Origin of the sequence: Paenibacillus sp. PDC88, assembly GCF_900106725.1 — a bacterium.
GTDB lineage: Bacteria > Bacillota > Bacilli > Paenibacillales > Paenibacillaceae > Paenibacillus > Paenibacillus shunpengii.
In genome coordinates this window covers 105127-128325 of sequence record NZ_FNNT01000011.1, presented here as the reverse complement: position 1 = coordinate 128325, position 23199 = coordinate 105127, and the positions used below count along the sequence as shown (strand labels likewise).

Here is a 23199-nt window from a genome sequence, read left to right as displayed (position 1 = left end):
TCCTATGGATGAGAAGTTGGTCAATTATTTAAATGCCGTGCTCGCACCGTATGATGGGGTCAAGAGCGTGGAGGAACTGAAGAATGATCTGCTCCATGATCTGAATGACCGGTATCGGGAACTCCAAGAGCAGGGCAAGGACGAGCAAACGGCCTTCGAGATGACGATCGATAGTATCGGTGACATCGAACAAACGGTACAGGAGGTAGCAAGCCTGTCACGCACGCTGGAGAGGCAGGTGCTCACGAACTTCAGTGCGAGTAATTTATCCAAGAGCGACTTTGCTGACGTTAAGGTACATAAAGGAAAATTTGCGTCGAGTGCACTGCAGGGATCTGACTTCTCCAACGCGGATTTGACGGGAAGCACGTTCTCGAGCAGCGATGTACGGGATGCTAATTTTGATGGAGCGAACCTGACGGACTGCAACTTTTCATCACTTGATCTATCCAATGCGAGCTTTAATCAATCCGTTTTGGTACGGACCAATTTCAGCGTTTCCAGCTTGAATGGTGTGAGGTTTGTCGGGGCAAGATTGACGGACGTCAAGCTCATCACAACCGATCTTAGAAAGACGACATTTGAGAATTGCATCTTCGTTGGGGTGGATTTCAAGAATTCAGACCTCACCGGACTTTGCTTCGACGGACAGAGCTTTACTGGTGTCCGATTTGAGAAGTGTGCTTTAGCGGGTGCTTCATTTAAAGAAGCGATTTTGCGAGATGTTTCCTTCCAGCCCGGATTTACGTTGACTAAGAAATATTACCGTATGATGAAGACGATATGCTTCGACAATGCGGTGATGGATAAATTGACTTATGCGGCACTCAAAGGTATGGAAGCGGACCTATCCAAAGTCATTGTAAGATAAGCCTTGTAAAAATGAAGCGGGCAAACAGCCGAATTAAGCAATAGTCGATCAGCTGTACAAAATAAATCAATAAGCCGACCTACTTTTATCGTAGGCCGGCCTTTTTTAATTCCGTACGAGCGATCAAGAGCCCTGATTAGATAAGATGCTCATTCTTGCTTCTTACATTGTGCTGGTATCTATAACGAATCTGTACTTCACATCAGAAGCGAGGACCCGCTTGTATGCTTCGTCAATCTGATCGGCCGATATGACCTCAATCTTCGGAGCGATATTATGCTCTGCACAGAAATCGAGCATTTCCTGTGTTTCACGGATGCCGCCAATCATGGAGCCTGCGAAGGAACGGCGATGCCCAATGAGAGACATGACATTAAGGGACAGCGGCTCTCCAGGCGCACCGACGTTCACCAATGTTCCGTCAAGGGTAAGCAGTGAGAAATAAGCATCCATATTCAAACTAGCGCTTACCGTATTAATAATTAAATCAAAGGTTCCCGCCAGTTTCTTGAATGTCTCCGGATCACTTGTAGCATAGTAGCTGTCTGCGCCAAGCTGCAAACCATCGTCCTTCTTCTTCAGAGATTGGGACAGAACGGTGACTTCAGCACCCATCGCATGTGCAATTTGAACCGCCATATGACCAAGACCACCCATGCCAACCACAGCGACTTTCTTGCCAGGAGCGGCTTCCCAGCGGCGAAGCGGCGAATAAGTGGTAATCCCAGCACAGAGTAGTGGAGCCGCTGCGTCAAGGTCAATGTTGTCCGGAATCCGAACGACAAATCCTTCTGTAACGACAATATGGGTAGAATATCCTCCTTGTGTAGGTTCACCATACTTGTCCACACCCGCGTAGGTAGGAATATTCCCTTGGAGACAGTATTGCTCTTCTCCTTTACGACAGTTCACACACTCCCCGCAGGAGTCAACCATACAGCCCACGCCTACCCGGTCCCCAACTTTATATTTGGTCACTTCGGAGCCTACATCGGCTACGATTCCTGCAATTTCATGTCCAGGTACGAGGGGGTAGTTTACTTCGCCCCATTCACCGTGTGCAGTATGGATATCAGAATGGCAAATGCCCGCGTATTTAATTTCAATCAGGATATCATGGGTATCGAGATCCCGTCTTTTTATTTCAGCTGCTCGGAAGGATTGGTCTGGACCATCTACTGCTCGTGCTTTAGCCGTTATCATAAATATAACCTCCTAAAATGATGATAGTTTACGCCGTTCAAGAGGAAGGCGACTGCCTGATCTACATGGAAATGTCTCGAAGCTCCTCTTGCTTGTCCATGGTAATCGTTATAGTTAACTCTAAGTCAAGACATGAAGAAGGAGTTTTTGCTAAAATCGTTCCTAAGTCGCAGATCATTGCTTTGACAGCTTCTCTTGTCCTTGATAAAATCTCACTTACCTAGAGTTAACTCGAAGTCTATGTTTAGGAGAAGAGGAGATATTGCATGAAGACATACACGATCAGTGAAGTAGCCAGAGAATTGAACCTTACACCGTATACCTTGCGTTATTACGACAAGGAGGGACTGCTGCCCTTTGTAGAACGGACGGCTAGTGGAAAGAGATTATTTAAGCAATCCGATGTGGATACATTAAAAATTATTGAATGTCTGAAGTTAACCGGAATGCCGATCAAAGAAATTAAGAGCTTTATTGATTGGTGCTCGGATGGAGATGACACGTTACAGCAGAGACACGATATGTTCATCGAACGAAGAACTAGGGTAGAAGCCCAGATGGAAGAACTGAAGAAGACAATGGAAGTGATTGAACATAAATGCTTGTACTATAAGACCGCACTCGATGCCGGAACAGAAGCCATTCATAAGAACAACAAGATAGCGAGCCCTCATTAAGCAAAACCACCTGAGATGAATTGTGCCCTCAATGTCAGCATTGTCTAACTTTGGGGACACTTCCATTCAGGTGGTTTTGGTCCCTTCATTCTGCAATGACAGGAACTAGAGTGGACTGCATAGAAATAAGGAGAGAAACAATATACCTTCAATAGTGATTCAGTTCAAAGGAATGGATGTGTTCGGATGCAGAAGCGAATCCTGCTGGTAGAGGATGACGTGGAAATCAATCAATTAATAGCAAGTGCGCTTGGACAGGAGAACTATAAAGTAGACGCCGCCTTCGACGGAGAAGAGGCGCTGGCACTTTTTCATTCTATAGAACCGGATTTGCTCCTGCTTGATTTAATGCTCCCTAAACTGAACGGAATGGAGCTGCTTAGAGCGGTAAGAGAGACCAGTACCATCCCTGTGCTGATCATCTCGGCCAAAGGAAGTGATCTGGACAAGGCGCTGGGTCTCGGATTCGGTGCAGATGATTACATCAGCAAGCCATTTTCGATGATCGAATTAACGGCCAGAGTCAATGCCGCAATTCGCAGATCAACGCAGTATCTTCCAACAGACATCAGTTCCCTTCCATCCATGCTCCATTACAAGGAGCTCTCTCTCGATCTTCATTCTTTTACTGTAAAGCTACAGAATAGCACCGTCCAGCTGACCTCCAAGGAATTTCAAATATTGAAGCTGCTGATGAAGAATCAGAGCCGAGTCTTTACGAAGGAGCAGATGTACAATCTGATCTGGGAAGACGAGTATTATGGCAATGAAAATGTCATTAACGTTCATATTAGAAGACTTCGCGAGAAGATTGAAGAGAATCCTTCCGAGCCTAAGTATATTCGTACCATATGGGGCATCGGTTATAAGCTGGGGGAGTAACAATGGTGAACTTCCTATTTGTCATTATTATCCTATTAATTGTTGTCATCGTGATTCAATATATGTCCCGAAGGAGATCGAAGGCAGCTGTGACCGACATCAGCACAAAAATGGATGAAATTATCCGGCTGGAGACGGCGGAAAAGGTACTGCTTCCTACTGGAGAACAGGAGCTGCAGCAGCTGCTGGTCCAGATCAATCGTCTGCTCGATCATAACCAGAAGTTAAGCGCCGATTATATCAAGGCCAAAGACAGCTTACGCAAGCTGATTGCCAATATGTCTCATGATCTAAAGACGCCGCTCACCGTGATATTGGGATATGTAGAGAAATTAAGATATGCGGATCACCTAACAGACGAGGACAGGCACGTCCTGATGGGACGGCTTCATGATAAGGTGTGGAGTCTGACAGGGCTTCTGAATCAATTTTTCGATCTGGTTAAGCTGGAATCTGACGACTACGTGGTTCCTCTGAGCAAAATTTCACTCAATGAAATATGTAAGAAGAACATTCTGGATTTTTACGAGCTGCTCCTGGAGAAGAAGCTACAAGTCGAGGTGGCCATCCCGGAGCGTCCAATATATATTCTGGGCAATGAGGATGCTTTAAACCGGGTCATCAGTAATTTAATCTCGAATTCAATCCGGTATGGAAGTGATGGAGGTCTCTTTGGCTTAACACTGCAAGAGCAGGATGGCACGGTGAGCCTGGAGGTGTGGGATAAGGGCAAGGGAATCGGAGAACATGATCAAGCCAAGGTGTTTGAACGGCTGTATACGCTGGATGATGCCAGGAATCCACAGTTCCAAGGAAGCGGGCTCGGACTCAGTATATCCAAACGTTTGACCGAAGCGATGAAGGGGACTATTCATGTGAGCAGCAGGCCGTATGAGAGAACAAGCTTCACTTGTCACTTTAAACATATTACATATTGATCTGGATCAGAGGAGAGGTGTTCAACGAGGAGCAGCTCTTTTTTGATTGATGTACAAGAGACGTCCACCTTACTTCATTGAACGACTCGTTTTTTATGAAACTTAAGAAACATGTAAGGAATGGGAAAGAAAAAAGCAAATGTGACTGACTATGATAGAACTAAGAAGAGGAACGCAGAAATAGAGGAGGAAAGAGAAGATGGATGATGTGGTGATGACGGAACAGTTAACGAAACATTCTCGTGGCCGACAGCTTGTATCAGGTGTGAACCTTCACATCCGAAGAGGTGAGATATACGGCTTTCTCGGACAAAACGGAGCAGGTAAAACAACCATCATGAAGATGCTGACCGGCATTATGCGACCTACCTCAGGTGAGATTATGTTGTTTGGCAAAAAACTGACTAGGGCAGAGAAGTCCGGACTGAAGAGGGTAGGCAGCATTATCGAGTATCCGATCTTCTTCGAGCACTTGACGGCGATGGACAATTTGCAGCTTCACTGTGAATACTTGGGCTTTTACGACAAAAAAGCAATACTGCAGGCGATCGATATGGTGCATCTAAATGGGCAGGAAGGAAAAATGGTCAGTGAATATTCGCTGGGGATGAAGCAGCGCCTGGGCATTGCAAGAGCAATGATCACCAAGCCGGAGCTCATTATTCTCGATGAGCCTACGAACGGACTTGACCCGATCGGTATTAAGGATATGAGAGATTTAATCCGGATGCTGAACAAGGAATATGGAATATCCTTTCTCCTGTCCAGTCATATTCTAGGGGAGATTGAGCAGGTAGCAGACCGGATTGGCGTTATCAAGGATGGGAAGTTAGTTAATGAAGTGAATCTTGAAGACATTCGGAAGATGCAGACCAATTATATTGAAATTACGACGAAGGATGTGGACACGGCTGCCTTTTTGCTGGAGCATAAGCTCCAAATTAACAACATGAAGATAATGAATGACCGTCAGATACGAATCTATGATCAGCAGATCGCCCAAAGTGAGATTTCCAAAATGCTGATTCTGCATGACGTGGACATTGAGGCGATTCAGAAGCATCGTCATTCCCTGGAAGACTACTTTTATGGACAAATTCACGGAGGTGGCAAAGTTGGTTAAGCTCATGGCACTGGAATGGAAGAAGCTGAAGCGCAAGATGGTGATCAGTGAGGTAGTCATCTATACGTTAGTGATCATGTTTATGCCGATGATATTTATAAGAACGCTGCCTGAATTTGGGCAGAGCTATGAAACCGTAATTACACTCATGATGTCGATTCAAATGGGGTTTATTCTGTTCGGAGCTTCACTTATTAATCAGGTAGTCATTGAGGAATACAAATATAAGACGATGTCTCTATCCTTTGGTTACCCCATAAGCCGGAGAAAGCTAATGCTGGCTAAGGTTCTGTTTATCGCGGCTTTCGTGTTTGTCTGCACGTTCGTGTCTTGTATCTTGTCTGGAGCAGCGACCTTCCTGCTCAATCAGAGCTTCCACTTTATTGACGGACAGCTCAGCTTATCGGATATTGCAGCCTATTTCAGTCGAAGTCTGATCCAATCGATTATTATCACCTTGGCTAGTCTCATTCCATTTTTTATCTTCGGTGTTTGGCTGAGAGCCACCATTCCAGCGGTTCTATGCGCCATATTTCTGATGCAATTTCAAAATTTCGGATTCCTGCTGGATATGGATCTTCATACAGATCTAGTGAACATCGTGTTATGTCTGCTCGGCTTGGGAAGTGTATACTTGGCGATTGCAACCGTAGATACCCGTATAGGGGAGATCTAACCGGCATTATAGATCAATAGCGATGATCTTCCAAATTGAAGATGATCGCTATTTTTCATCAGAGGTAACATAATATGGATTTTTCAATCCAATAGGAGAACACCGTTTCTGGGCTATGCTGCTCATAACTCTTCATCCGCAAGTAGAGCTCCGCTCCATCGGACACATCATGCCATAAATCCGTAAAGACATAATCATATGCACCGGAGGACAGCTCGCGCTCCGCATACTCGAATGCATCCGCTTGAATGATATGAATCTTATGTCCTTGAGCAAACTGAGGCAGAATGTGCTTCTTGAACAGTCTAATGACATGCTCATTCGCTTCGACGATGGTGACGCTGCTCACGTTATCTTTTATGGATACCATATAAGCGTAATAGCCAAGACCAAGACCGAAGGTCAGCACACGGCCAAAGGCTGCTTCAACCGGCTCCTTCATCGTTTCGATCTCATTCGGGGTAATGGTCATCCAGATCCGGTCATTTTCGAGAACGGCAGGGAACCTGAATTCCTCATCGAAAAAGCCGATCTGCGGCAGCTGCCTTCCCTCCTCCGTACGAATGATGTCATTGCATACAAAGCCCTCGTAAGGCTTGTATCGCTCATATTTTAACCGGCTGTTACCGATCTGGACGTTAGGGATCTCAATATTCTTATAGTAGGGATTATTGTAGTATTCACTCATATCCAGCTTATGCGTCATACGCATAAAATAATGGTCAAACAGCTCTTTATGATAAGCATGCTCGTTAATATCAAGTCCGAACGCTCCTGCCAAAATCACGTTAAAGGCATATTCTTCAGTAACACCGTACGCCGTAATTTCCTGAATCTCCTCTGAGGTGATAAGATCAGGCGCTTGATTCAGATAATGGCTGAGCAAGGCAAAGACGGTTCGGTTATCCTCTTCAATTTGAGTCCTCGTTTCTTTATCTCGTTCCATATGCGCTCCTCTTCAAAAGGGATTCATTAATTCATTAATCGGATGAGTATTTCATCTTCTAAGTCATTCATCTTAAAAATAGTTAAAGCGGTGAATCAACGATTTGGTTACGGTACTCTACAGGGGATAGGCCGAAATGCGCGCGGAATACCCGGTGAAAATAAGAATAGCTGGCAAAGCCGCATATTTCGGCAATATGCTCCAGCGTCATCTCGTTGCTGTATTTAATTTGTTCCACGGCTGCCTTCAGCCGGATCTCAATAGCGTATTGGATCATGGTTTTTCCATAATGAGCTTTGAATAAACGAACGGCACTAGATAGACTGAGCCCCGCGTAGCTTGCTGCTTCCTCCAGCTTGAAGGAGGTTGTCGCATGCTCCTCGATGAATCGCCTTAGCTTTAGCGTAGAGGTTCCTTTGAGTCCAGTCTGTACATTCTCAGAGATCGCTCTGTCGATGTATAGGCATAAGCCGCGAAGCAGGACATCCTCCAGCTCCGTGTTCTCCTCTAATGAACCCCGTCGTCTTTCTAGGAGCAGATTGCGCCATAGTCCGATAAGCTTCTCATCCAGGCCAACCTGGCTGACCGCAGGACGGGATCTTCTTCTGTGCCACCAGTCATCAATCCAGGGTCCCTGGCAGAATAGATAATAGTCTCCGCTGGATAAACGACCTTCGTTTGTCGGCTCTTCTACGACAAGATGATAGTCATCTCCCGGCTTCAGCAGTAGAAGGTCACCAGTGGTGAGCGTGTGCTCTTGACCCAGTGAATACACTTTGCAGCTTCCTTCCGTTTGCAGCCGAAAGAGGTAGTGGGGCAATCCGCTTTTTGTATTTTGAATGAATGGCTTGTAATGGTAGGAATAATCACATAGGAGCAGGGTCGTATCCACTGGAATTCTATGCCTCCTGTCAAAATAATGAGCAAATAGTTCATGTTATGATCATATTGGATATGTTCATTTTAGCCCAATTCGACTTACAATGTAACTAGTTCGATTCAAACGGATGTCGGTGACCCGGATTTACGAAAGGGTTTTAGTAAACATCCTAGGTTGGATGCGAACCATTCTAAAACTTAGCGATTTAGTGCATATGCAGATGTTTAAGTTAGTTATCCTACTACAGAAAGAGGTAATAGATCATGAGAAAGATCAATATCGGGCTACAGCTGTACACACTTCGTGAAGAAACCGCAGCAGATTTCAAAGGAACACTTAAGAAAGTAGCTGACCTTGGATACGAAGGTGTTGAATTTGCCGGTTACGGTGACATTCCTGCAGAAGAAATGAAAGCGCTTTTGGACGATCTCGGTCTTAAGGGCTTCAGCAGTCATGTGTCCCTTCATGCGATGCGTGCTGACCTGCAGAAGGAGATTGATTATCTCAAAACCATCGGGGCTGAGTATATGATTTGCCCATTCCTCATGCCGGAGGACCGCCCGGAAACTGCGGAAGGCTGGACAGCATTGTTCACTGAGCTTGAGCAGATTGGTAAAGAGGTTCGCAAGCAAGGCTTGATCTTCGGATATCATAATCATGATTTCGAATTCCATGGCACGGTTGGAGACAGCAATGCCTTTGATGCCATGTTCGCCGAGACTTCCCCTGAGGCGGTTCAAGTTGAGATGGACGTATGCTGGGTACAATTCGCAGGTCAAGATCCAATCGAGTACATCGGTAAATATACAGACCGCCTGCCACTGCTGCATCTGAAGGATTTCTCCAAGGACGAGCAGGGTCAAATGAAGACTCTTGAGCTGGGTCAAGGCTCTGTTAATCTGCCGGCTGTTATTGAAGCAGCGGATCAAGCAGGAGTAGAGTGGCTGATTGTAGAACAGGATGTATGTCAGAACCCACCGCTTCAGAGCATTGAGAACAGCTACAATTGGGTAAAAGATAACTATCTTAGTAAATTGAGCTAATTGCTCAATTCCGTCTATTCAATCAACTACTAAACTAACTAAATTCACTAAAGGAGATCCAACATGACAAAAATCAAAGTTGCCGTATTCGGCTGTGGTGCTATTGCTGAGCGTAGACATATTCCAGAGTATGCGGCGAATGAACAAGTAGAGCTCGTTGCATTTGCAGATCCGATTATTGAGCGTGCAGAGAAAATGGCAGAGACTTACGGCGGTAAAGGCTATGCGAGCTATGAAGAGCTGCTTGCAAATGAAGAAGTGGATGCGGTAAGCGTCTGCACGCCGAACTATCTGCATGCTTCTATGGCGATTGCAGCAGCCAATGCTGGCAAGCATGTGCTTGTCGAGAAACCGATGGCTTGCACAGCTGAAGAAGGCGAGCAAATGATTGAAGCGGCGAAGAAGAATGGTGTGTTCCTGATGGTAGGACACAACCAGCGTCTCATGCCGCCTCACGTGAAGGCCAAGGAACTGCTTGAGTCCGGTAAGCTTGGTAAAGTGCTTACTTTCCGTACTTCTTTTGGTCATCCAGGTCCGGAAGCATGGAGTGTAGACGGCGCTGGCAGCTGGTTCTTCCGCAAGGAAGAAGCAATTATGGGCGCGATGGGCGACCTGGGCGTACACAAATCAGACTTTATTCGTTACCTGCTGAACGATGAGGTATCCGAAGTTGCCGGCTTTATCAGCACATTGCATAAGGAAGGCACGGAAGTGGACGACAACGCTACCTGTATCCTGCGTATGAAGAGCGGAGCGGTTGGCACATTGGTAGCCAGCTGGACCCAGTACAAGGGCGGGGACAACAGTACCGTATTGTGGTGCGAGAACGGCGTGATGAAGATCGGAACAGTTAACGGTGATGAGGTTATTGTTGAACTGACCAATGGTACGGTTGAGACGTACAAAGTTGGAGCCATGGCTACGAATGAAAAACAAGTACCAAGTGGTGTTATCGATGCCTTTGTTGAATCCATCGTTACCAATACGCCGCCTTCTATCTCTGGAGAAGAAGGACTGAAATCTCTGAATGTCATTTTGGCAGCGTTTGAATCGCAGAAGACAGGTCAGATCATCAAGCTGTAAATTCAATATTCAATAATAGCAAGCTAAAGAACCCTTTGAGTATAACTCAAAGGGTTCTTTGTAATTTTAAACCTCCGTAACTAGTTATCTATTGTGTGAGACAATTGCTCATAGATTGTATACCCTCTGCAAGCAGTGGGACATATAGTGTGCGGTTATTACGACATATAAAATGTATCTGCACGATATAACAGATGAAGACGGTGGCGAGAATTTCTCGCCGCCGTTATTTTTTGTTTTTATATCAGAGGCTCAGTCCAGTCCACTGCCAGTAAGTAAAGTAAAACAGCATCATGATCAGAATATAGATCGGCATGAGAATCAGACTAATTCTCAAGAGCTGACGAGCATCGTAGGAAGCTTCATTTTCCTCGTAAAATAAGAGTAGCGCCTTCGAACTTACAGGAAAGGTAACGCAGTAGTTCAGACCAACGAGACTTAGAAAAACCGTCGCTGCCGGATTCAGCCCCATACTCTCACTAAACAGCAGCAGGCTGGGAATGAAGACGATCGCACGTGTCGTATGAGATGTAATGTATAAATGACTTGTGACAGTGATCAGGAGGATCATAAGAACGATGAGCCACTCTGGAGCTTCTGCAAACAGCTGGAGAGTGTTCATCATCCGGTGCTCAAGCCAGGTAATAACTCCGGTATCCATTAGGACATGTCCGAGTGCAGTGGCGCAAGCAACAAACAATATCAAGCTTAACGAGACGGATTTCATTCCTTCTTTCCAGCCTATAACTCCGTATTTTGGCATCATAACGAACAGGGCGCCAGCCATCGTAACAAAGGCGATATCGAAGCCATGAATGCTCTCCGTAACCCAGCCGATAATTAAGAGGGGAATGAGGATCAGCATCTTTTTTTCTTTATCATTTAAAGGCGGCACCGCCTTGTCATGAGCCTGAGCCTGCTGACTTGGATTCTCTTCTTGAATGATATGCTTCGGCCATAGAACCCACACAATAATACACACCGTACATGCTGTAATGACAATGGTAAATGGAACTCCCCAGACAAACCACTGAGTGTAGGATATCGACTGACCTGTGGTGCTCTCCAGCAAACCGATTCCAATGAGATGAGAGCCTGCTCCAATCAGCGTAGCAGAGGTACTCATTAATATAACAACAGGTGCCAGGATAGCGAGTGCTTTTTGTTCAATCTTAGAAAAAGGGCCGCCCAGCTGCTGAAGAATCGGCAGGGATAGCGCTGCTCTTCCTGACGTCGAAGGTATGAAGAACGCAGTGGCTGCAAGGAGGGAGCTTAATCCGTACAGAACAGCGGACTTATTTTTGGATCGTTTCAATAAAACGTTAGTCCATCTTGCCGTAATACCTGAGTCCTTCGCTGCTGCGCCAATAATAAAGGAGCCGACCATGAGCCACACGACTTCTTCTGCAAGTGAATGGTACAGTAATTCGGGTTCAGCTGCATTTAATAAAATGATAAACATTGTATGAGACAGGGCTATAAATCCAGCAGGTATCTTGGTCGTGATCCATAGGATCATGGCAGACAAGAAGGTGAATAGAGCAGCCTTTCCTTCGTAACCCAGGTCATTCATAAACAGGAGGAGAATCAGCATAATCAGGTGTGTAATACAGACGACAAATGACTTAGGTGATGCTTGGATCAAGGCGATCGTGCTCGTGAGCTTACGCTCTATTGTAGAGTTCATCGCCCGCCTCGTTCACGATATTTTTTGTGGGCAATCCCTAAGCCAATCGTAACCTGTCTTAGTACACATTCTGTGCTGTCCTCGATCCATTTTGGTGCTTTTCTCATTGCCTCTTCCATCGATACAGGTCTTGGAATAATGCTGCTGTAGGCGTCTATTCCCGCCTGATAATTAAGGGCTGCTCCCTTGCCGATCGTCCCGGTGAGGGCGATAACGGGAATATTATTCTTCTTGGCGATTCGGGCTACTTCTGAAGGGATCTTACCATTTGGCGTTTGGAAATCAAGACTGCCTTCTGCCGTCAGCACGACATCTGCATGTGCAATTTTTTCTTCGATCTGGATATAGTCCTTGATAATACTGAATCTGGGGTGAAGTCGTGCACCCGTAAATGCAAGCAGTCCTGCCCCTAATCCTCCTGAGGCGCCTCCACCGGGAATTTTACGAACATCCGTCTCTACAGCTTCCTGGATGAGACAAGCATAATGCTCAAGTGCGTTGGATAGTATATCGATCTGTTCAGGAGTCGCGCCTTTCTGAGGTCCGAACACCCGGGCAACGCCCTGATCTCCGCACAGGATATTATTCCAATTACAGGCGACATCGATTAATACGTCATGAATTCTAGCATCCAGGGCAGAGGTGGATATCGAGCTTACCTTTAACAAGTCTTCTCCGCCATGAATATGGATCACTTCACCTGCTTTATCCAAGAACTGTACACCGAGTGCCTCGGCCATACCCGCTCCTCCATCTGAGGTACCGGAGTCTCCGCAGCCTATGAGGATATGGTCCACGTTCAGATCGAGTGCGCCACGGATTAGCTCACCTACACCATACGTCGTCGTCTTTAAGGGATTGCGCTGTGTACGTGGAACCAGCCGTAACCCGCAGACTGCAGCCATCTCTATGACAGCTGTTCGTTTGCCGTTTTGCTCATATACCCCAAAATAGCTGTCGATCCGCTCACCTACAGGACCGGTTACATTTTGCGTTATTAGTTCCCCTCCTTTCAGATTAACAATTGTTTTTGCAAAACCTTCACCTCCATCAATCATAGGGATTACGTCCATTTGAATCGAAGGGTCGAATCGCTTAACCCCGCGCTTCATGGCGCTCGCGACCTCTTCGGCATCAAGACACTCCTTAAAGCCCGACGGTACAATGACAATTTTCATTTGTAATTCCTCCAATGAAGAACATTTTTGTACTTCAGGATTTATGTAAAATCCTTGTTAAATAATGTACATTTCGTAAATGAGAGAACCATGAGAGGAGCATTAGAAATGAGATAGAAAAGGGAAGTAATATGAGAAGAGGGTCATTATAACTGCTGATTACCATAATTTTATTTTGCCGAAGATCGGGTTAGATTTTGGTATACTAAGTATTTGGGAACGAAAAAAGAACCGAAGAAAATCTCTTCGGTCCTCTGTACATGATGATTAACGGGAGGTATAACCTGCATCCGCGTGAATGGTTGTACCCGTAATATAGGATGCAGCATCAGATGCCAGCCATAGACTGGCCTGAGCAATTTCACCTGGTTGTCCAAAACGGTTAAGCAAGCTCAGCTGAGGCGCATATTCTTCTTCAGTGAAGCCAAATTGTTCTAATGCACCGCGAAGCATAGGAGTGTCGATTGCACCGGGAGCTACCGAGTTTACACGGATATTTTGAGCGCCGTATTCCAGTGCAGCGACTTTGGTCATGCCGACAACTCCGTGCTTGGCTGCGACGTAAGCAATGTTGTTCGGTTGAGGACGGTAACCGCTTACGGATGAAATGTTGATGATGGAACCGCCATTTCCTTGTTTGACAAGCTGCTGCAGTTCATACTTCATGCATAGAGCAGCGCCTTTAAGGTCGACGGCCATTAACCGATCCCAATAAGCTTCATCAAATTCAGCCGCCGGCTTGTCGTCAGGTGTTAGTGCTGCGTTGTTGACTGCAACATCTAGCTTGCCATAAGTATCAACCGTAAACTTAACCATGGCCTGTACTTGCTCCGAATTGGAAACGTCAACTTTGACGAAGGCTGCTTCGCCGCCGTCTGCTTTGATGGACTCTGCTACTGCACGTCCTTTTTCTTCGTTAAAATCTGCAATGACGACCTTTGCTTTGGCTTCAGCAAATAGTCTGGCCGTGGCTTCGCCCATACCCATAGCGGCGCCTGTGACGATGGCTACTTTACCTTCTAATACAGGAAATGTCATATATATGCCTCCTAGTAATCGCTTTATTTTCTCTTCGTCTTCACTATATATGGAGAAATTGTGACTATCAATGAACAGTCATTCCTAGTGTGTTTGTTACTGTACAAATCCATACCATTTGTATAGTGCGATTTTCAAATCATGTATTTATAAGAACCGAGGTGTCATACCATGACGGGAATAGATAAGCGTGTCCAGCGCTCGAAGGATGCGATCAAACAAACTTGTCTGGACCTATTGTTCCACAAACCGTTTGACCAGATTACAATTTCTGAAATTGTGCGTATTGCAAATTATAATCGAGGAACCTTTTACGCTAATTTCGAAACGAAGGAAGATCTGCTTGAGGAAATCATTCAGGATGTCCTTGATGAGATGGTTCATCAGATAAGGCACCCTTACAAATCCGATATAAAAGTGAATCTAAATGAAATGCCAACCGAGGATATTACCTTGTTCTCGTACTTCAAAAACAATGCAAAACTGTACAAAATGCTGCTGAGTGACCATATTCGGGTAGATTTTCGTTATCGCATGGCGAAGGCCATCGAGGAGCTGTTTATTATGGAATATGTTTATGAGCTGGATGAAGGTGCCCACGTGGATCCGAAGTGGTTATACATTTTCCGAGCACACGGTATAGCTGGTTTTATCATTCGCTGGATCGAAGAGGGGTTCAAGGAATCTCCGCAGTATATGTCTGAGCAGATTGTGGAGCTGATGCTTGTATCGACCAAGACCTTTTATGTAAAAAAGTAAATGAATGTTATCTGACATTGTGCAGATGTGAGAAGGCATAAAAAAGACATCGAGCTTTGCATGATAATTGCAAAGTCTATCGATGTCTTTCTGCTTGGTAGAGAAGTGTTTCTAAAATTTATTATTCCGGTTTCTCGGTATTCGTGGTGTAGTACAGGCGGAAGATGATGTCTTGATTATGATTACCGAAGCCGGAGCCAAACAGTGTCACACCGCCAATATGCTCAGCATCTTCTTTAACCGCAATACGGAAGGACCAATAGCTGTTGCGGATGCCAATATCATCAATCGTGACATCCGACAACTTGATGCCGTCCATGAATGTGCCTTCTTTTTTAATAATGAGATGCTTCAGTAAACCGTACTGATTGACACTCTCAAACCACCAAGGCGGGTTCAGCTTGCCTTTGCCCCCGAAATCTCCAGGGCTTGTCCACATCCCTACCTCAACACCATTTACAATGAACGTAATATCAGATGGCCAGTGATTATTGGTAAGCGGAGCTTCAGAAGAAATCTCCATTGAGATTTCCAGTTCTTCCGGAACCTCGTCACCCATCAGATAGTTTGGAATTTTATACTCGACATAACCTTGTCCGAACCACAATATTTTGGCATTGAGACGATCCGGATCGAGAAAATAGCGTGGATCATCGAAGATTCCGATGACGGAGTCCCGGGTGCAAATTCCACAGGTAGGCTGGATCTGTACATCAGTAAAGTGACCAATGGATATTTCGGTTTTGCGAATCTCTCTTGGAATGACATCCTTGATCGGGAATGCGATTTCAAGATTGTCCATACTGAGAGAGCATACCTTCTGGGCAGCGCCGCCTTTGCCAGGAGTCATTGTTGATTCAATGATTCCAGCCTTCTCTAATTTCTTTACATGCATAGTCATGATCGCACTGCTAAGCCCTAGCGCTTCTGCCAATTCCTTAATGTTCATTGATTTCTGTGACAGGAGATGAACGATTTGAATTCGTACATTACTAGAGATCGCCTCAAATATATGCAAATTCTGTTCAGCTAATTCAATTCTCAATGTTATTCCTCCGAACGGCGATGATTTATTAATGTATATGTAAATCATACATGTAGAACTTTATAATATATGATTCTCCGCACGTTCACAAGGTATTATTCAACTAATTAAGAGAAGATAACCTGCTGTCAAAGCGATGAAAGTAAGGATCATTTGCGCTAAAGCAGCTGTTTGTCCAGCAGTTAAATGAAATAAAAATAAAGAGACCTGCTGAAAGCACGGAGATATACAAACTGTTTTCTAATTAGAAATCAAGAAAAGGTTAAGGTGTATGTAAATGAATAACGAAAATGTAATTGACAGAAGGAAAAATTCATTCTAATATTTAGGTGAATTAATGAATGTATTTATGAATTAATAAACAATTGTGTAAATCAATTCGATGAGACAGGAGATTGACATCCATGGGAAATGAAATTCAATTTGTTAACCCTATTATACCTCAACGGGCTGATCCTTGGGTATACAAACATTCAGATGGCTATTATTATTTTACAGGCTCCGTTCCGGAATATGACAGAATCGAAGTTCGCAGAGCGAAGACGATTCAGGAGCTGGGAGAGGCCGAGCCGGTTGTAGTATGGCGCAAATATGATGAGGGCATGATGAGCGCAAATATATGGGCTCCCGAAATTCACTTCATAGATAATAAGTGGTATATCTACTTTGCTGCAGCCAGAACAACAGAGACAGTAGAAGGTCTGTTCGATCATCGGATGTTTGTCTTGGAGAACGCTTCAGAGAATCCGTTAGAAGGCGAATGGACAGAGAAGGGCCAGATCAAGACCAAGTGGGAATCCTTTGCACTGGATGCTACGTCTTTTGAGCACAAAGGTAAGCGCTATCTCGTGTGGGCTCAGAAGGACCCTGATATTGTCGGCAACTCCAATCTTTATATTGCTGAGATGGAGAATCCATGGACTCTTAAGGGAGAACAGGTTATGATTGCCGAGCCGACTCATGATTGGGAGAAGATCGGATTCCTAGTAAATGAAGGAGCTGCGGTGATACATAGAAATGGTAGAATTATCATCTCCTTCTCAGCGAGCGCTACAGACTATAATTATGCTATGGGATTAATCTATGCAGATGAAGACAGCGATCTTCTGTCGCCTGACAGCTGGACTAAGCTGCCTGATCCTGTGTTTGTTACGAATGAAGAGACAGGACAATACGGACCGGGGCATAACAGCTTCACTGTTTCTCCGGATGGGTCTCAGGATATCATCATTTATCATGCAAGAAACTATAAAGAGGTAGAAGGGGATCCTTTGTACGATCCGAACCGTCATGCCCGCGCCCAAGTATTCGACTGGAACGAAGACGGGCTCCCGGACTTTGGTGTTCCTGTTCCCGATGGTGGAGTAGTAAGCCGCTAAACCAGCGGCTTACAAATAAATTTGCGCGTAATGGATAAAAGTGGTTGACAATGAAAGCGCTATGATTTATGCTATGTTTACAAAAACATTAATTATTAACATAAATATTATTAATGTTTTTTATGCCTGTACGGGAGCACTCCTAGGCAAGCTCCTCCACAGCAGATCAGCAAGTTTGAAAGTTAAAGTAAAAGGCAGCCCATGATTTAAATCTTTGAATACGGTTTCATGAAAACATTGATTTTGAAAAGCACTGGGGGGTTCTTAAATGAATCGTAAAAAAGGTCTTTTGACAATTGTTTCTATGCTCCTGTTGGTTATCGTACTTGCTGGCTGCAGCAGTGACGATAAGAACACAATTACTTTTTGGACACCGCTGACTGGTGAAGACGGGGCTTATATGGATCAGCTCGTTAAAGAATATAATGCGACTGAGCCAGAAATGAAAGTGAAGCATGTAATTACCTCTGACATGTATACGAAATTATCCACAGTAATTAACTCCGGTAAAGGGATTCCAGATTTGGCGATTATCCATGCTGACCGCGTACCTGGATATGTGAAGCAGAATGTACTTGAGCCAATGACAGGCATCCTGTCCGCACAGCCTGAAATTAACGAAAACAACTACCTGCCTCAAGCATGGTCAACAGGTACGATCGATGGAACACAATACACAGTACCTCTGGATATCCACGCTAACGTAATGTACTACAATAAGGATTTGCTTGCGAAGTACGGTGCAGAATCCTTCCTTGACGATAACAATGTAACAGTCGAAGAAATCCTGTCTCTTCAAGGGAAAATGGAAGAGGGAGATTATGTCGTCAATGATGCACTTCTGGGTTGGGCTATGCTTGGACAGCTGCAGAACTTAGGCGGCGATGTACAACAAGATGGTCAGCCGACTGTAAATACACCTGAAATGAAACAAGCGTATGAGTCCGTTAAGCAAATTGCAGATGCAGGTCTGATGACTCCATTTGGTGAAGATGGTTACCTGATGTTCCAGTCCGGCAACGTTCTCTTCTCCACGGATGGAACATGGAGCTCGACTGCTCACGCCGGTGTGGAAGGCTTGAACTTCGGTGTAACGAATGTATACTCTGCAAGCCCTGATAAATTTACAAACCGTTCTTCTTCCCACTTGTTCGCGATGCTGACTAATGAAGCAAGAACAGATGAGAAGGAAGCAGGAATCGGCAGCTTCCTGGAGTTCATTCGCCAGAACTCCATTGAGTGGGCCAAAGCAGGACAGATCGTAGCAAGTAAACAAGTATTTGAAAGTCCTGAATACCAGGATTATATGCAATCCTTCTTTACAACAGACGAGAAGCAAATTGAATCTCTGTACATCTACACTTATGAATATTATCCGTATGTATCAGAAGTGGTAGATAAGTACTCTAATGATATCATTCGAGGCAACGTAGATATGGATGAAACCTTACAGACGATGCAAAAAGAAGTCGAGGATAAAATTGCTCAAGGCAGCACCGGGGCTCAGTAATACAGAATCAAAAGAAGAATATATAGATGAACTGAAGATGACTCAGGGTTCAACATTAATCTTTAGTACATCGATTTAGTACAAAGTAATGTGCCATTTATGGCACATTACTTTTCCAAAAGGAGAATTGAAAGGCTATGAAGAAAAGATCCTTTGCCCCTGTTTTCTTTGTTGGGCCCCATCTTATACTATTTCTAATATTTATTCTGATACCGACGATCTACGGTATTTATGCTTCGTTTACTCAGTGGAATTTAATCAATGACCCGGTTTGGGTTGGTCTTGATAACTATAAAACGATTCTTTTTGATAGTGAATCTACGTTTAATTATCAATTTTACAATGGTTTGAAGAATACACTGCTCTTTGTTCTTTTAAGTGTTCCGATCTTGATCGTAATCCCTCTGATGATTGCTGTGGCACTGGAGCATAAAAAAGTGAAATTGAAGGGAACTATTCAATCGATCATTTATATTCCAGGCCTCATTTCTATTTCTGCAGCTGCACTGATCTGGTCACTCATATTTAATAAGCAGTTAGGTGTTACCGGTAATGTATTCGGATCGGATACGGTCTGGGCTACAAATCAGCCGTATGCTTGGATTATTATCATCGTCATTACCGTTTGGGGCGGAGTTGGAGGTAACATGATTATCTACCGTGCCTCTATTAATGGTGTTTCCAAGGATTTGTACGAAGCTGCTGAGATGGACGGGGCAGGTTCTGTTCGCAGATTTTTCAGCATTACATTGCCGTCTATTCGTTTCCCGCTCATTTATACCTTTGTTATGACAACTGCCGGCTCCTTTAACGTATTTGGTCAGCCACTCATGATGACTGACGGCGGACCGCAACAGAGCACACACGTACTTATGATGTACATCAGACAACTCGCATTCGGTTCAGGTGAATCCTTGGCTGGTATGGCATCTGCTATGGCAGTGCTGCTGGGTCTCGTTATTTTGGTTATTTCGGCATTGCAATATTATGTAATGAACCGAAATGCGAACTAGGAAGTGGATACGGAAGGGGCAGATGGTTCAAAATGAAAAAGAAAATCAATATTTCGAAATATATATCGTACCTATTTCTTATAGCGATTTGTGTCATTTGGGCGATTCCTGTTCTATTTGGGATTACGACATCGTTTCGTTCCCAGACGGAAGTGGTTTCGACCGGCTTCAGATTGCTGCCGGTTGACTGGGACTTCAATAACTATGTGACCATATTGGAGAATACGTCTACTGCTCCGATCTTGCGCTGGTTAATGAACTCTTTATTTATTGCGATTTCGCACACAGCACTCGTTATTGTCATTATCTCGATCACAGGTTATGGCTATACACGCATGAACTTTAAGGGAAGAGACGCCTTGTTCTTTACCTTGCTCGGGATTTCGTTCTTCCCAGCGGTCGTAAACCTGATTCCTTCTTACAAGATCATTGAAACGCTTGGCTGGGTAAATACCGCATGGGCCATGATTATTCCCGGTCTTGCGGGGATGGGGAACATCTTCCTGGTAAGGCAATTTATGAAGGGTATTCCAAATGACCTGGATGAATCCGCACGCGTGGATGGAGCAGGTGATTTTAGAATCTACTTCTCCGTCATTCTGCCATTAGTTAAACCGGTATTGGTCGTTTGCGGCTTGTTCTCATTCATTGGTTCCTGGAATGACTTCCTATGGCCAGTTATCGTATATACCGATGTTGAGAAAATGCCAATTACTGCGGGCTTACTCTTGCTTCAAGATATCTATGGTAACTATCGCTTGATTGGACAACTCATGGGATCTGCAATGCTTGCGATCATTCCTACACTAATCTTGTTTATCTTTGCACAGAAATACTTTATGCAGTCCATTAACCTGAACTCAGGTATTAAAGGTTAAAGGAAAGACTGATGAACAGGAAACAGTTCAATCCGATTCAAAGTTCAAGCGAAAAGAAGCTTTCACCATGGCGGTGAGAGCTTCTTTTCGCTTGAACTATATTAGCCTAGATAGATATCGTTTGGAGCACATTCTTTAATCGTCTTCTGGTTAATCCGGAGCTCCTCGATGTAGGAATCTATAATGTGCCCCAACTTCTTTACAATTTCTTTCTTAATTTGATTTATGTAATCCTCAGAACAGAATGCCGAGCAGACGATGGTCCCATTGGCATAAGATTTAGTATCCGAGCTGATCGTATTTAGTTTCTCCTTATATAATCGCTTGACAGGTCCGTTTTCTTCTCGAATTTCATAATAACGGTTTGTCTCAATAAGCAGCTTCCATGGGATCACAAGCATTTTGAATTGATCTTTTTTTAATTCAGCAGATATTTTATAGATTTGAATAGGTGTGCTCATCGTGGATTAGAACCTCCTTATATCGAAACAAGACCCTTTTTAATTTCAATTGCATATTAAGATCTATTAATATGGAAATTATATCATCTGTAAGGATCATATCCCAATGTAATATATGGTAATCTACGGCTTTGCTATATGAGCTGTTGAAACGTCGAAAGCAGCCCAATCCGGTAAACTTAGGAGCTGCTCTCGTATTCATCAAATGATGGGACAATGAAGTTAAGGTGCCAGTACAATCGCCTCATATGGCTTAAGAACACCCCTCGTAAGATCTATCATTTCATTAGGCTCTTTGTAATTCCCTATAAGAAGGCGAGTATCCGCGAGTCGTTCTATATCATTCGAATCAAGGGAGTAAGCGGCTTCTTCCTCTGAGAAGTTAAGCAGAACGAGCCAAGTCTGATCCTCAAATAAACGCAGATACGCAAATACTTGAGGGTGATCGCTTAGAATTGCCTTATACTCTCCGTAGGTGAGTGCAGCATGGTTTTTACGAATATTAATAAGCTGTCGATAATAGTTTAATACGGAATATGGATCTGATTCCTGTTCCTTGACATTAACCTCCTTGTAATTCGGGTTTACTGGAAGCCAGGGCTCTCCCGTAGTAAATCCAGCATGAATGCTCTCGTCCCACTGCATAGGGGTCCGTGCGTGATCTCTTGCTTTTCTTCGAATTCGCTGCATGATCTTCTCTTCATCTTCTCCTCGTTCATTGACCATGACATCGTAGTAGGCAAGTGCCTGCTGCTCTTTGATATCTTCAATCGAATGAAGCTTAGGATTGTTGGTCATTCCCAGCTCATCACCCTGCAGCATAAAAGGGGTTCCTTTTAACGTATGCAGCATGGTGCCAATCATTTTCGCGGATTGAATCCTGTATTTACCGGGATGGCCAAAGGAATTAACCAGCCGGGGCTGATCGTGATTGCTGAAGTAAAGACCAAACCATCCGCCTGGATCGCCCACGTTATTTTGCCATTTCTGCATGACCTCCCGCAGCTCATCAAGGGTCCATTCTTTTTGTTGAAATTCATCCTCCGGAAGATTACCGAGCGTAGTGGCTTCAGGAGAGATAACCATGGACAATTCTCTGCGATCCGGGTGTGTGTAGTCGAGTACATCCTGCTCACTGATATAGGACATTTCACCTGCAGTGAAGATATCGTAATGAGAGAACACTTTTTCATGCATTTCCTGCAAATAATCGTGAATATTCGGTCCATTCTTAATGAAGGGCTCACCGTTCGATTGCAGTCTGGTCAGATCCGAATCAGGGAAGGTCTGATCCTTCGAGATCGCATTCACTGCATCGATACGAAAGCCGTCAATGCCTTTATCCAGCCAGAATCGCATCATCTTATACATACTTTCGCGCAGGTCAGGATTGTCCCAATTCAGATCCGGCTGAGTCGAGTTGTAGAGATGCATATAATATTCCTCGTTCTCCTCATCAAAGGTCCAGGCAGACTTGCCAAGATAAGAAGTCCAGTTGTTAGGGGGGCCGCCGTCTGCTCCGGCAGGTCTCCAAATGTAGTAATTTCGGTAACGACTGTGCTTGTCAGCGCGCGATTCTCTGAACCAGGGGTGCTGATCGGAAGTATGGTTTAAGACCAGATCCATGAGAAGTCCCATCTCTCTGTTATGAACCTCCTCCAGAAGGAGATCAAAATCACTCATCGTTCCGTATTCAGGCTGGATCGCATAATAGTCGGTAATGTCATAGCCATGATCGATGTCCGGCGATTTATAGATGGGGTTCAGCCAAAGGGCGGTTACTCCTAAACTCTGCAGATAATCCAGCTTGGAGATAATCCCAGGCAGATCTCCGATCCCATCCCCGTTACTGTCTTTAAAGCTGCGCGGATAAATTTCATATATGATGTTTTGCTTCCAGGCTTTTTTGTACTTGATATGCATGTAATA

22 protein-coding genes are annotated in these 23199 nt (G+C 44.5%); 13 read left to right on the top strand and 9 right to left on the bottom strand.

Going from position 1 to position 23199, the window contains the following annotated elements:
* Positions 1–4: 4 nt before the first annotated feature.
* Positions 5–871 carry a pentapeptide repeat-containing protein gene (locus tag BLW49_RS24535; protein WP_090727481.1) on the top strand — a complete coding sequence of 289 codons (867 nt, stop codon included), beginning with the start codon at positions 5–7 and terminating at the stop codon, positions 869–871.
* 162 nt (positions 872–1033) lie between these two features.
* On the opposite strand, the gene BLW49_RS24530 is transcribed toward BLW49_RS24535, so the two are convergent.
* On the bottom strand, positions 1034–2074 hold the full coding sequence (locus BLW49_RS24530; protein WP_090727479.1) for an NAD(P)-dependent alcohol dehydrogenase: 1041 nt from the start codon (positions 2072–2074) through the stop codon (positions 1034–1036).
* A 266-nt stretch (positions 2075–2340) separates the two neighbouring features.
* Here BLW49_RS24530 and BLW49_RS24525 point away from each other — a divergent pair, with 266 nt between their 5' ends.
* From BLW49_RS24525 to BLW49_RS24505, 5 genes are all read left to right on the top strand, one after another.
* A complete protein-coding gene (locus tag BLW49_RS24525; RefSeq protein ID WP_090727477.1) occupies positions 2341–2751 on the top strand; it encodes a MerR family transcriptional regulator in 411 nt (136 codons plus the stop codon).
* A 186-nt stretch (positions 2752–2937) separates the two neighbouring features.
* Complete coding sequence (locus tag BLW49_RS24520; protein WP_090727476.1) at positions 2938–3633, top strand: response regulator transcription factor; 696 nt, start codon at positions 2938–2940, stop codon at positions 3631–3633.
* A 2-nt stretch (positions 3634–3635) separates the two neighbouring features.
* On the top strand, positions 3636–4571 hold the full coding sequence (locus BLW49_RS24515; RefSeq protein ID WP_090727474.1) for a sensor histidine kinase: 936 nt from the start codon (positions 3636–3638) through the stop codon (positions 4569–4571).
* A gap of 199 nt (positions 4572–4770) precedes the next feature.
* Positions 4771–5694, top strand: coding sequence for an ABC transporter ATP-binding protein (locus tag BLW49_RS24510; RefSeq protein WP_090727473.1), 924 nt, complete (start codon positions 4771–4773; stop codon positions 5692–5694).
* Positions 5687–6370: an ABC transporter permease gene (locus BLW49_RS24505; RefSeq protein WP_076315321.1), complete on the top strand. Its 684-nt coding sequence runs from the start codon at positions 5687–5689 to the stop codon at positions 6368–6370. The genes BLW49_RS24510 and BLW49_RS24505 overlap by 8 nt, the downstream gene beginning before the upstream one ends.
* Positions 6371–6428: 58 nt before the next feature.
* Here the strand turns inward: BLW49_RS24505 and BLW49_RS24500 are convergent, their stop codons facing one another.
* Together BLW49_RS24500 and BLW49_RS24495 are read right to left on the bottom strand one after the other, a co-directional pair.
* Positions 6429–7316, bottom strand: coding sequence for a spermine/spermidine synthase domain-containing protein (locus BLW49_RS24500; RefSeq protein WP_090727471.1), 888 nt, complete (start codon positions 7314–7316; stop codon positions 6429–6431).
* Between the two features lie 82 nt (positions 7317–7398).
* Complete coding sequence (locus BLW49_RS24495) at positions 7399–8208, bottom strand: AraC family transcriptional regulator (protein WP_090727470.1); 810 nt, start codon at positions 8206–8208, stop codon at positions 7399–7401.
* Positions 8209–8459: 251 nt separating this feature from the next.
* On the opposite strand from BLW49_RS24495, the gene BLW49_RS24490 reads away from it, so the two are divergent.
* A complete protein-coding gene (locus BLW49_RS24490; protein ID WP_090727468.1) occupies positions 8460–9239 on the top strand; it encodes a sugar phosphate isomerase/epimerase family protein in 780 nt (259 codons plus the stop codon).
* 63 nt (positions 9240–9302) lie between these two features.
* The gene (locus tag BLW49_RS24485) at positions 9303–10322 is read left to right on the top strand and encodes a Gfo/Idh/MocA family protein (protein WP_076315325.1); all 1020 of its coding nucleotides are present in this window, start codon (positions 9303–9305) and stop codon (positions 10320–10322) included.
* Positions 10323–10566: 244 nt separating this feature from the next.
* On the opposite strand, the gene BLW49_RS24480 is transcribed toward BLW49_RS24485, so the two are convergent.
* The 3 genes from BLW49_RS24480 to BLW49_RS24470 form a co-directional block, all read right to left on the bottom strand.
* A complete protein-coding gene (locus BLW49_RS24480) occupies positions 10567–12009 on the bottom strand; it encodes an SLC13 family permease (RefSeq protein ID WP_256209936.1) in 1443 nt (480 codons plus the stop codon).
* Positions 12006–13187: a glycerate kinase family protein gene (locus BLW49_RS24475; protein WP_090727467.1), complete on the bottom strand. Its 1182-nt coding sequence runs from the start codon at positions 13185–13187 to the stop codon at positions 12006–12008. Before BLW49_RS24475 ends, BLW49_RS24480 begins: the two co-directional genes overlap by 4 nt.
* Before the next feature lie 267 nt (positions 13188–13454).
* Positions 13455–14225 carry an SDR family NAD(P)-dependent oxidoreductase gene (locus tag BLW49_RS24470; protein WP_090727465.1) on the bottom strand — a complete coding sequence of 257 codons (771 nt, stop codon included), beginning with the start codon at positions 14223–14225 and terminating at the stop codon, positions 13455–13457.
* Positions 14226–14396: 171 nt separating this feature from the next.
* Between BLW49_RS24470 and BLW49_RS24465 the strand changes: the two genes are divergently transcribed.
* Positions 14397–14984 (top strand): TetR/AcrR family transcriptional regulator, encoded by a 588-nt coding sequence (locus BLW49_RS24465; protein ID WP_090727463.1) that lies wholly within the window; start codon positions 14397–14399, stop codon positions 14982–14984.
* A 121-nt stretch (positions 14985–15105) separates the two neighbouring features.
* Here the strand turns inward: BLW49_RS24465 and BLW49_RS24460 are convergent, their stop codons facing one another.
* Positions 15106–16029 carry an ArsR/SmtB family transcription factor gene (locus tag BLW49_RS24460; protein ID WP_090727462.1) on the bottom strand — a complete coding sequence of 308 codons (924 nt, stop codon included), beginning with the start codon at positions 16027–16029 and terminating at the stop codon, positions 15106–15108.
* 404 nt (positions 16030–16433) lie between these two features.
* On the opposite strand from BLW49_RS24460, the gene BLW49_RS24455 reads away from it, so the two are divergent.
* The 4 genes from BLW49_RS24455 (at position 16434) to BLW49_RS24440 (ending at position 20809) form a co-directional block, all read left to right on the top strand.
* Positions 16434–17408 carry a glycoside hydrolase family 43 protein gene (locus tag BLW49_RS24455; RefSeq protein ID WP_090727460.1) on the top strand — a complete coding sequence of 325 codons (975 nt, stop codon included), beginning with the start codon at positions 16434–16436 and terminating at the stop codon, positions 17406–17408.
* Positions 17409–17676: 268 nt separating this feature from the next.
* Positions 17677–18918 (top strand): extracellular solute-binding protein, encoded by a 1242-nt coding sequence (locus tag BLW49_RS24450; protein ID WP_090727459.1) that lies wholly within the window; start codon positions 17677–17679, stop codon positions 18916–18918.
* 137 nt (positions 18919–19055) lie between these two features.
* On the top strand, positions 19056–19931 hold the full coding sequence (locus BLW49_RS24445) for a carbohydrate ABC transporter permease (protein ID WP_047913684.1): 876 nt from the start codon (positions 19056–19058) through the stop codon (positions 19929–19931).
* 32 nt (positions 19932–19963) lie between these two features.
* Complete coding sequence (locus tag BLW49_RS24440; protein WP_076315334.1) at positions 19964–20809, top strand: carbohydrate ABC transporter permease; 846 nt, start codon at positions 19964–19966, stop codon at positions 20807–20809.
* Positions 20810–20910: 101 nt separating this feature from the next.
* On the opposite strand, the gene BLW49_RS24435 is transcribed toward BLW49_RS24440, so the two are convergent.
* Positions 20911–21270 carry a hypothetical protein gene (locus BLW49_RS24435; protein ID WP_090727457.1) on the bottom strand — a complete coding sequence of 120 codons (360 nt, stop codon included), beginning with the start codon at positions 21268–21270 and terminating at the stop codon, positions 20911–20913.
* Positions 21271–21492: 222 nt separating this feature from the next.
* Positions 21493–23193 carry a glycoside hydrolase family 13 protein gene (locus tag BLW49_RS24430; RefSeq protein WP_090727456.1) on the bottom strand — a complete coding sequence of 567 codons (1701 nt, stop codon included), beginning with the start codon at positions 23191–23193 and terminating at the stop codon, positions 21493–21495.
* Positions 23194–23199: the final 6 nt, after the last annotated feature.

What these genes read in the sequence shown, in the direction of transcription:
- BLW49_RS24450 (WP_090727459.1), top strand. Translation starts at nt 17,677, where the DNA reads ATGAATCGTAAAAAAGGTCTTTTGACAATTGTTTCTATGCTCCTGTTG.
- BLW49_RS24525 (WP_090727477.1), top strand. Translation starts at nt 2,341, where the DNA reads ATGAAGACATACACGATCAGTGAAGTAGCCAGAGAATTGAACCTTACA.
- BLW49_RS24485 (WP_076315325.1), top strand. Translation starts at nt 9,303, where the DNA reads ATGACAAAAATCAAAGTTGCCGTATTCGGCTGTGGTGCTATTGCTGAG.
- BLW49_RS24430 (WP_090727456.1), bottom strand. Translation starts at nt 23,193, where the DNA reads ATGCATATCAAGTACAAAAAAGCCTGGAAGCAAAACATCATATATGAA.
- BLW49_RS24465 (WP_090727463.1), top strand. Translation starts at nt 14,397, where the DNA reads ATGACGGGAATAGATAAGCGTGTCCAGCGCTCGAAGGATGCGATCAAA.
- BLW49_RS24500 (WP_090727471.1), bottom strand. Translation starts at nt 7,316, where the DNA reads ATGGAACGAGATAAAGAAACGAGGACTCAAATTGAAGAGGATAACCGA.
- BLW49_RS24440 (WP_076315334.1), top strand. Translation starts at nt 19,964, where the DNA reads ATGAAAAAGAAAATCAATATTTCGAAATATATATCGTACCTATTTCTT.
- BLW49_RS24435 (WP_090727457.1), bottom strand. Translation starts at nt 21,270, where the DNA reads ATGAGCACACCTATTCAAATCTATAAAATATCTGCTGAATTAAAAAAA.
- BLW49_RS24510 (WP_090727473.1), top strand. Translation starts at nt 4,771, where the DNA reads ATGGATGATGTGGTGATGACGGAACAGTTAACGAAACATTCTCGTGGC.
- BLW49_RS24535 (WP_090727481.1), top strand. Translation starts at nt 5, where the DNA reads ATGGATGAGAAGTTGGTCAATTATTTAAATGCCGTGCTCGCACCGTAT.
- BLW49_RS24475 (WP_090727467.1), bottom strand. Translation starts at nt 13,187, where the DNA reads ATGAAAATTGTCATTGTACCGTCGGGCTTTAAGGAGTGTCTTGATGCC.
- BLW49_RS24520 (WP_090727476.1), top strand. Translation starts at nt 2,938, where the DNA reads ATGCAGAAGCGAATCCTGCTGGTAGAGGATGACGTGGAAATCAATCAA.
- BLW49_RS24455 (WP_090727460.1), top strand. Translation starts at nt 16,434, where the DNA reads ATGGGAAATGAAATTCAATTTGTTAACCCTATTATACCTCAACGGGCT.
- BLW49_RS24470 (WP_090727465.1), bottom strand. Translation starts at nt 14,225, where the DNA reads ATGACATTTCCTGTATTAGAAGGTAAAGTAGCCATCGTCACAGGCGCC.
- BLW49_RS24490 (WP_090727468.1), top strand. Translation starts at nt 8,460, where the DNA reads ATGAGAAAGATCAATATCGGGCTACAGCTGTACACACTTCGTGAAGAA.
- BLW49_RS24480 (WP_256209936.1), bottom strand. Translation starts at nt 12,009, where the DNA reads ATGAACTCTACAATAGAGCGTAAGCTCACGAGCACGATCGCCTTGATC.
- BLW49_RS24515 (WP_090727474.1), top strand. Translation starts at nt 3,636, where the DNA reads ATGGTGAACTTCCTATTTGTCATTATTATCCTATTAATTGTTGTCATC.
- BLW49_RS24530 (WP_090727479.1), bottom strand. Translation starts at nt 2,074, where the DNA reads ATGATAACGGCTAAAGCACGAGCAGTAGATGGTCCAGACCAATCCTTC.
- BLW49_RS24445 (WP_047913684.1), top strand. Translation starts at nt 19,056, where the DNA reads ATGAAGAAAAGATCCTTTGCCCCTGTTTTCTTTGTTGGGCCCCATCTT.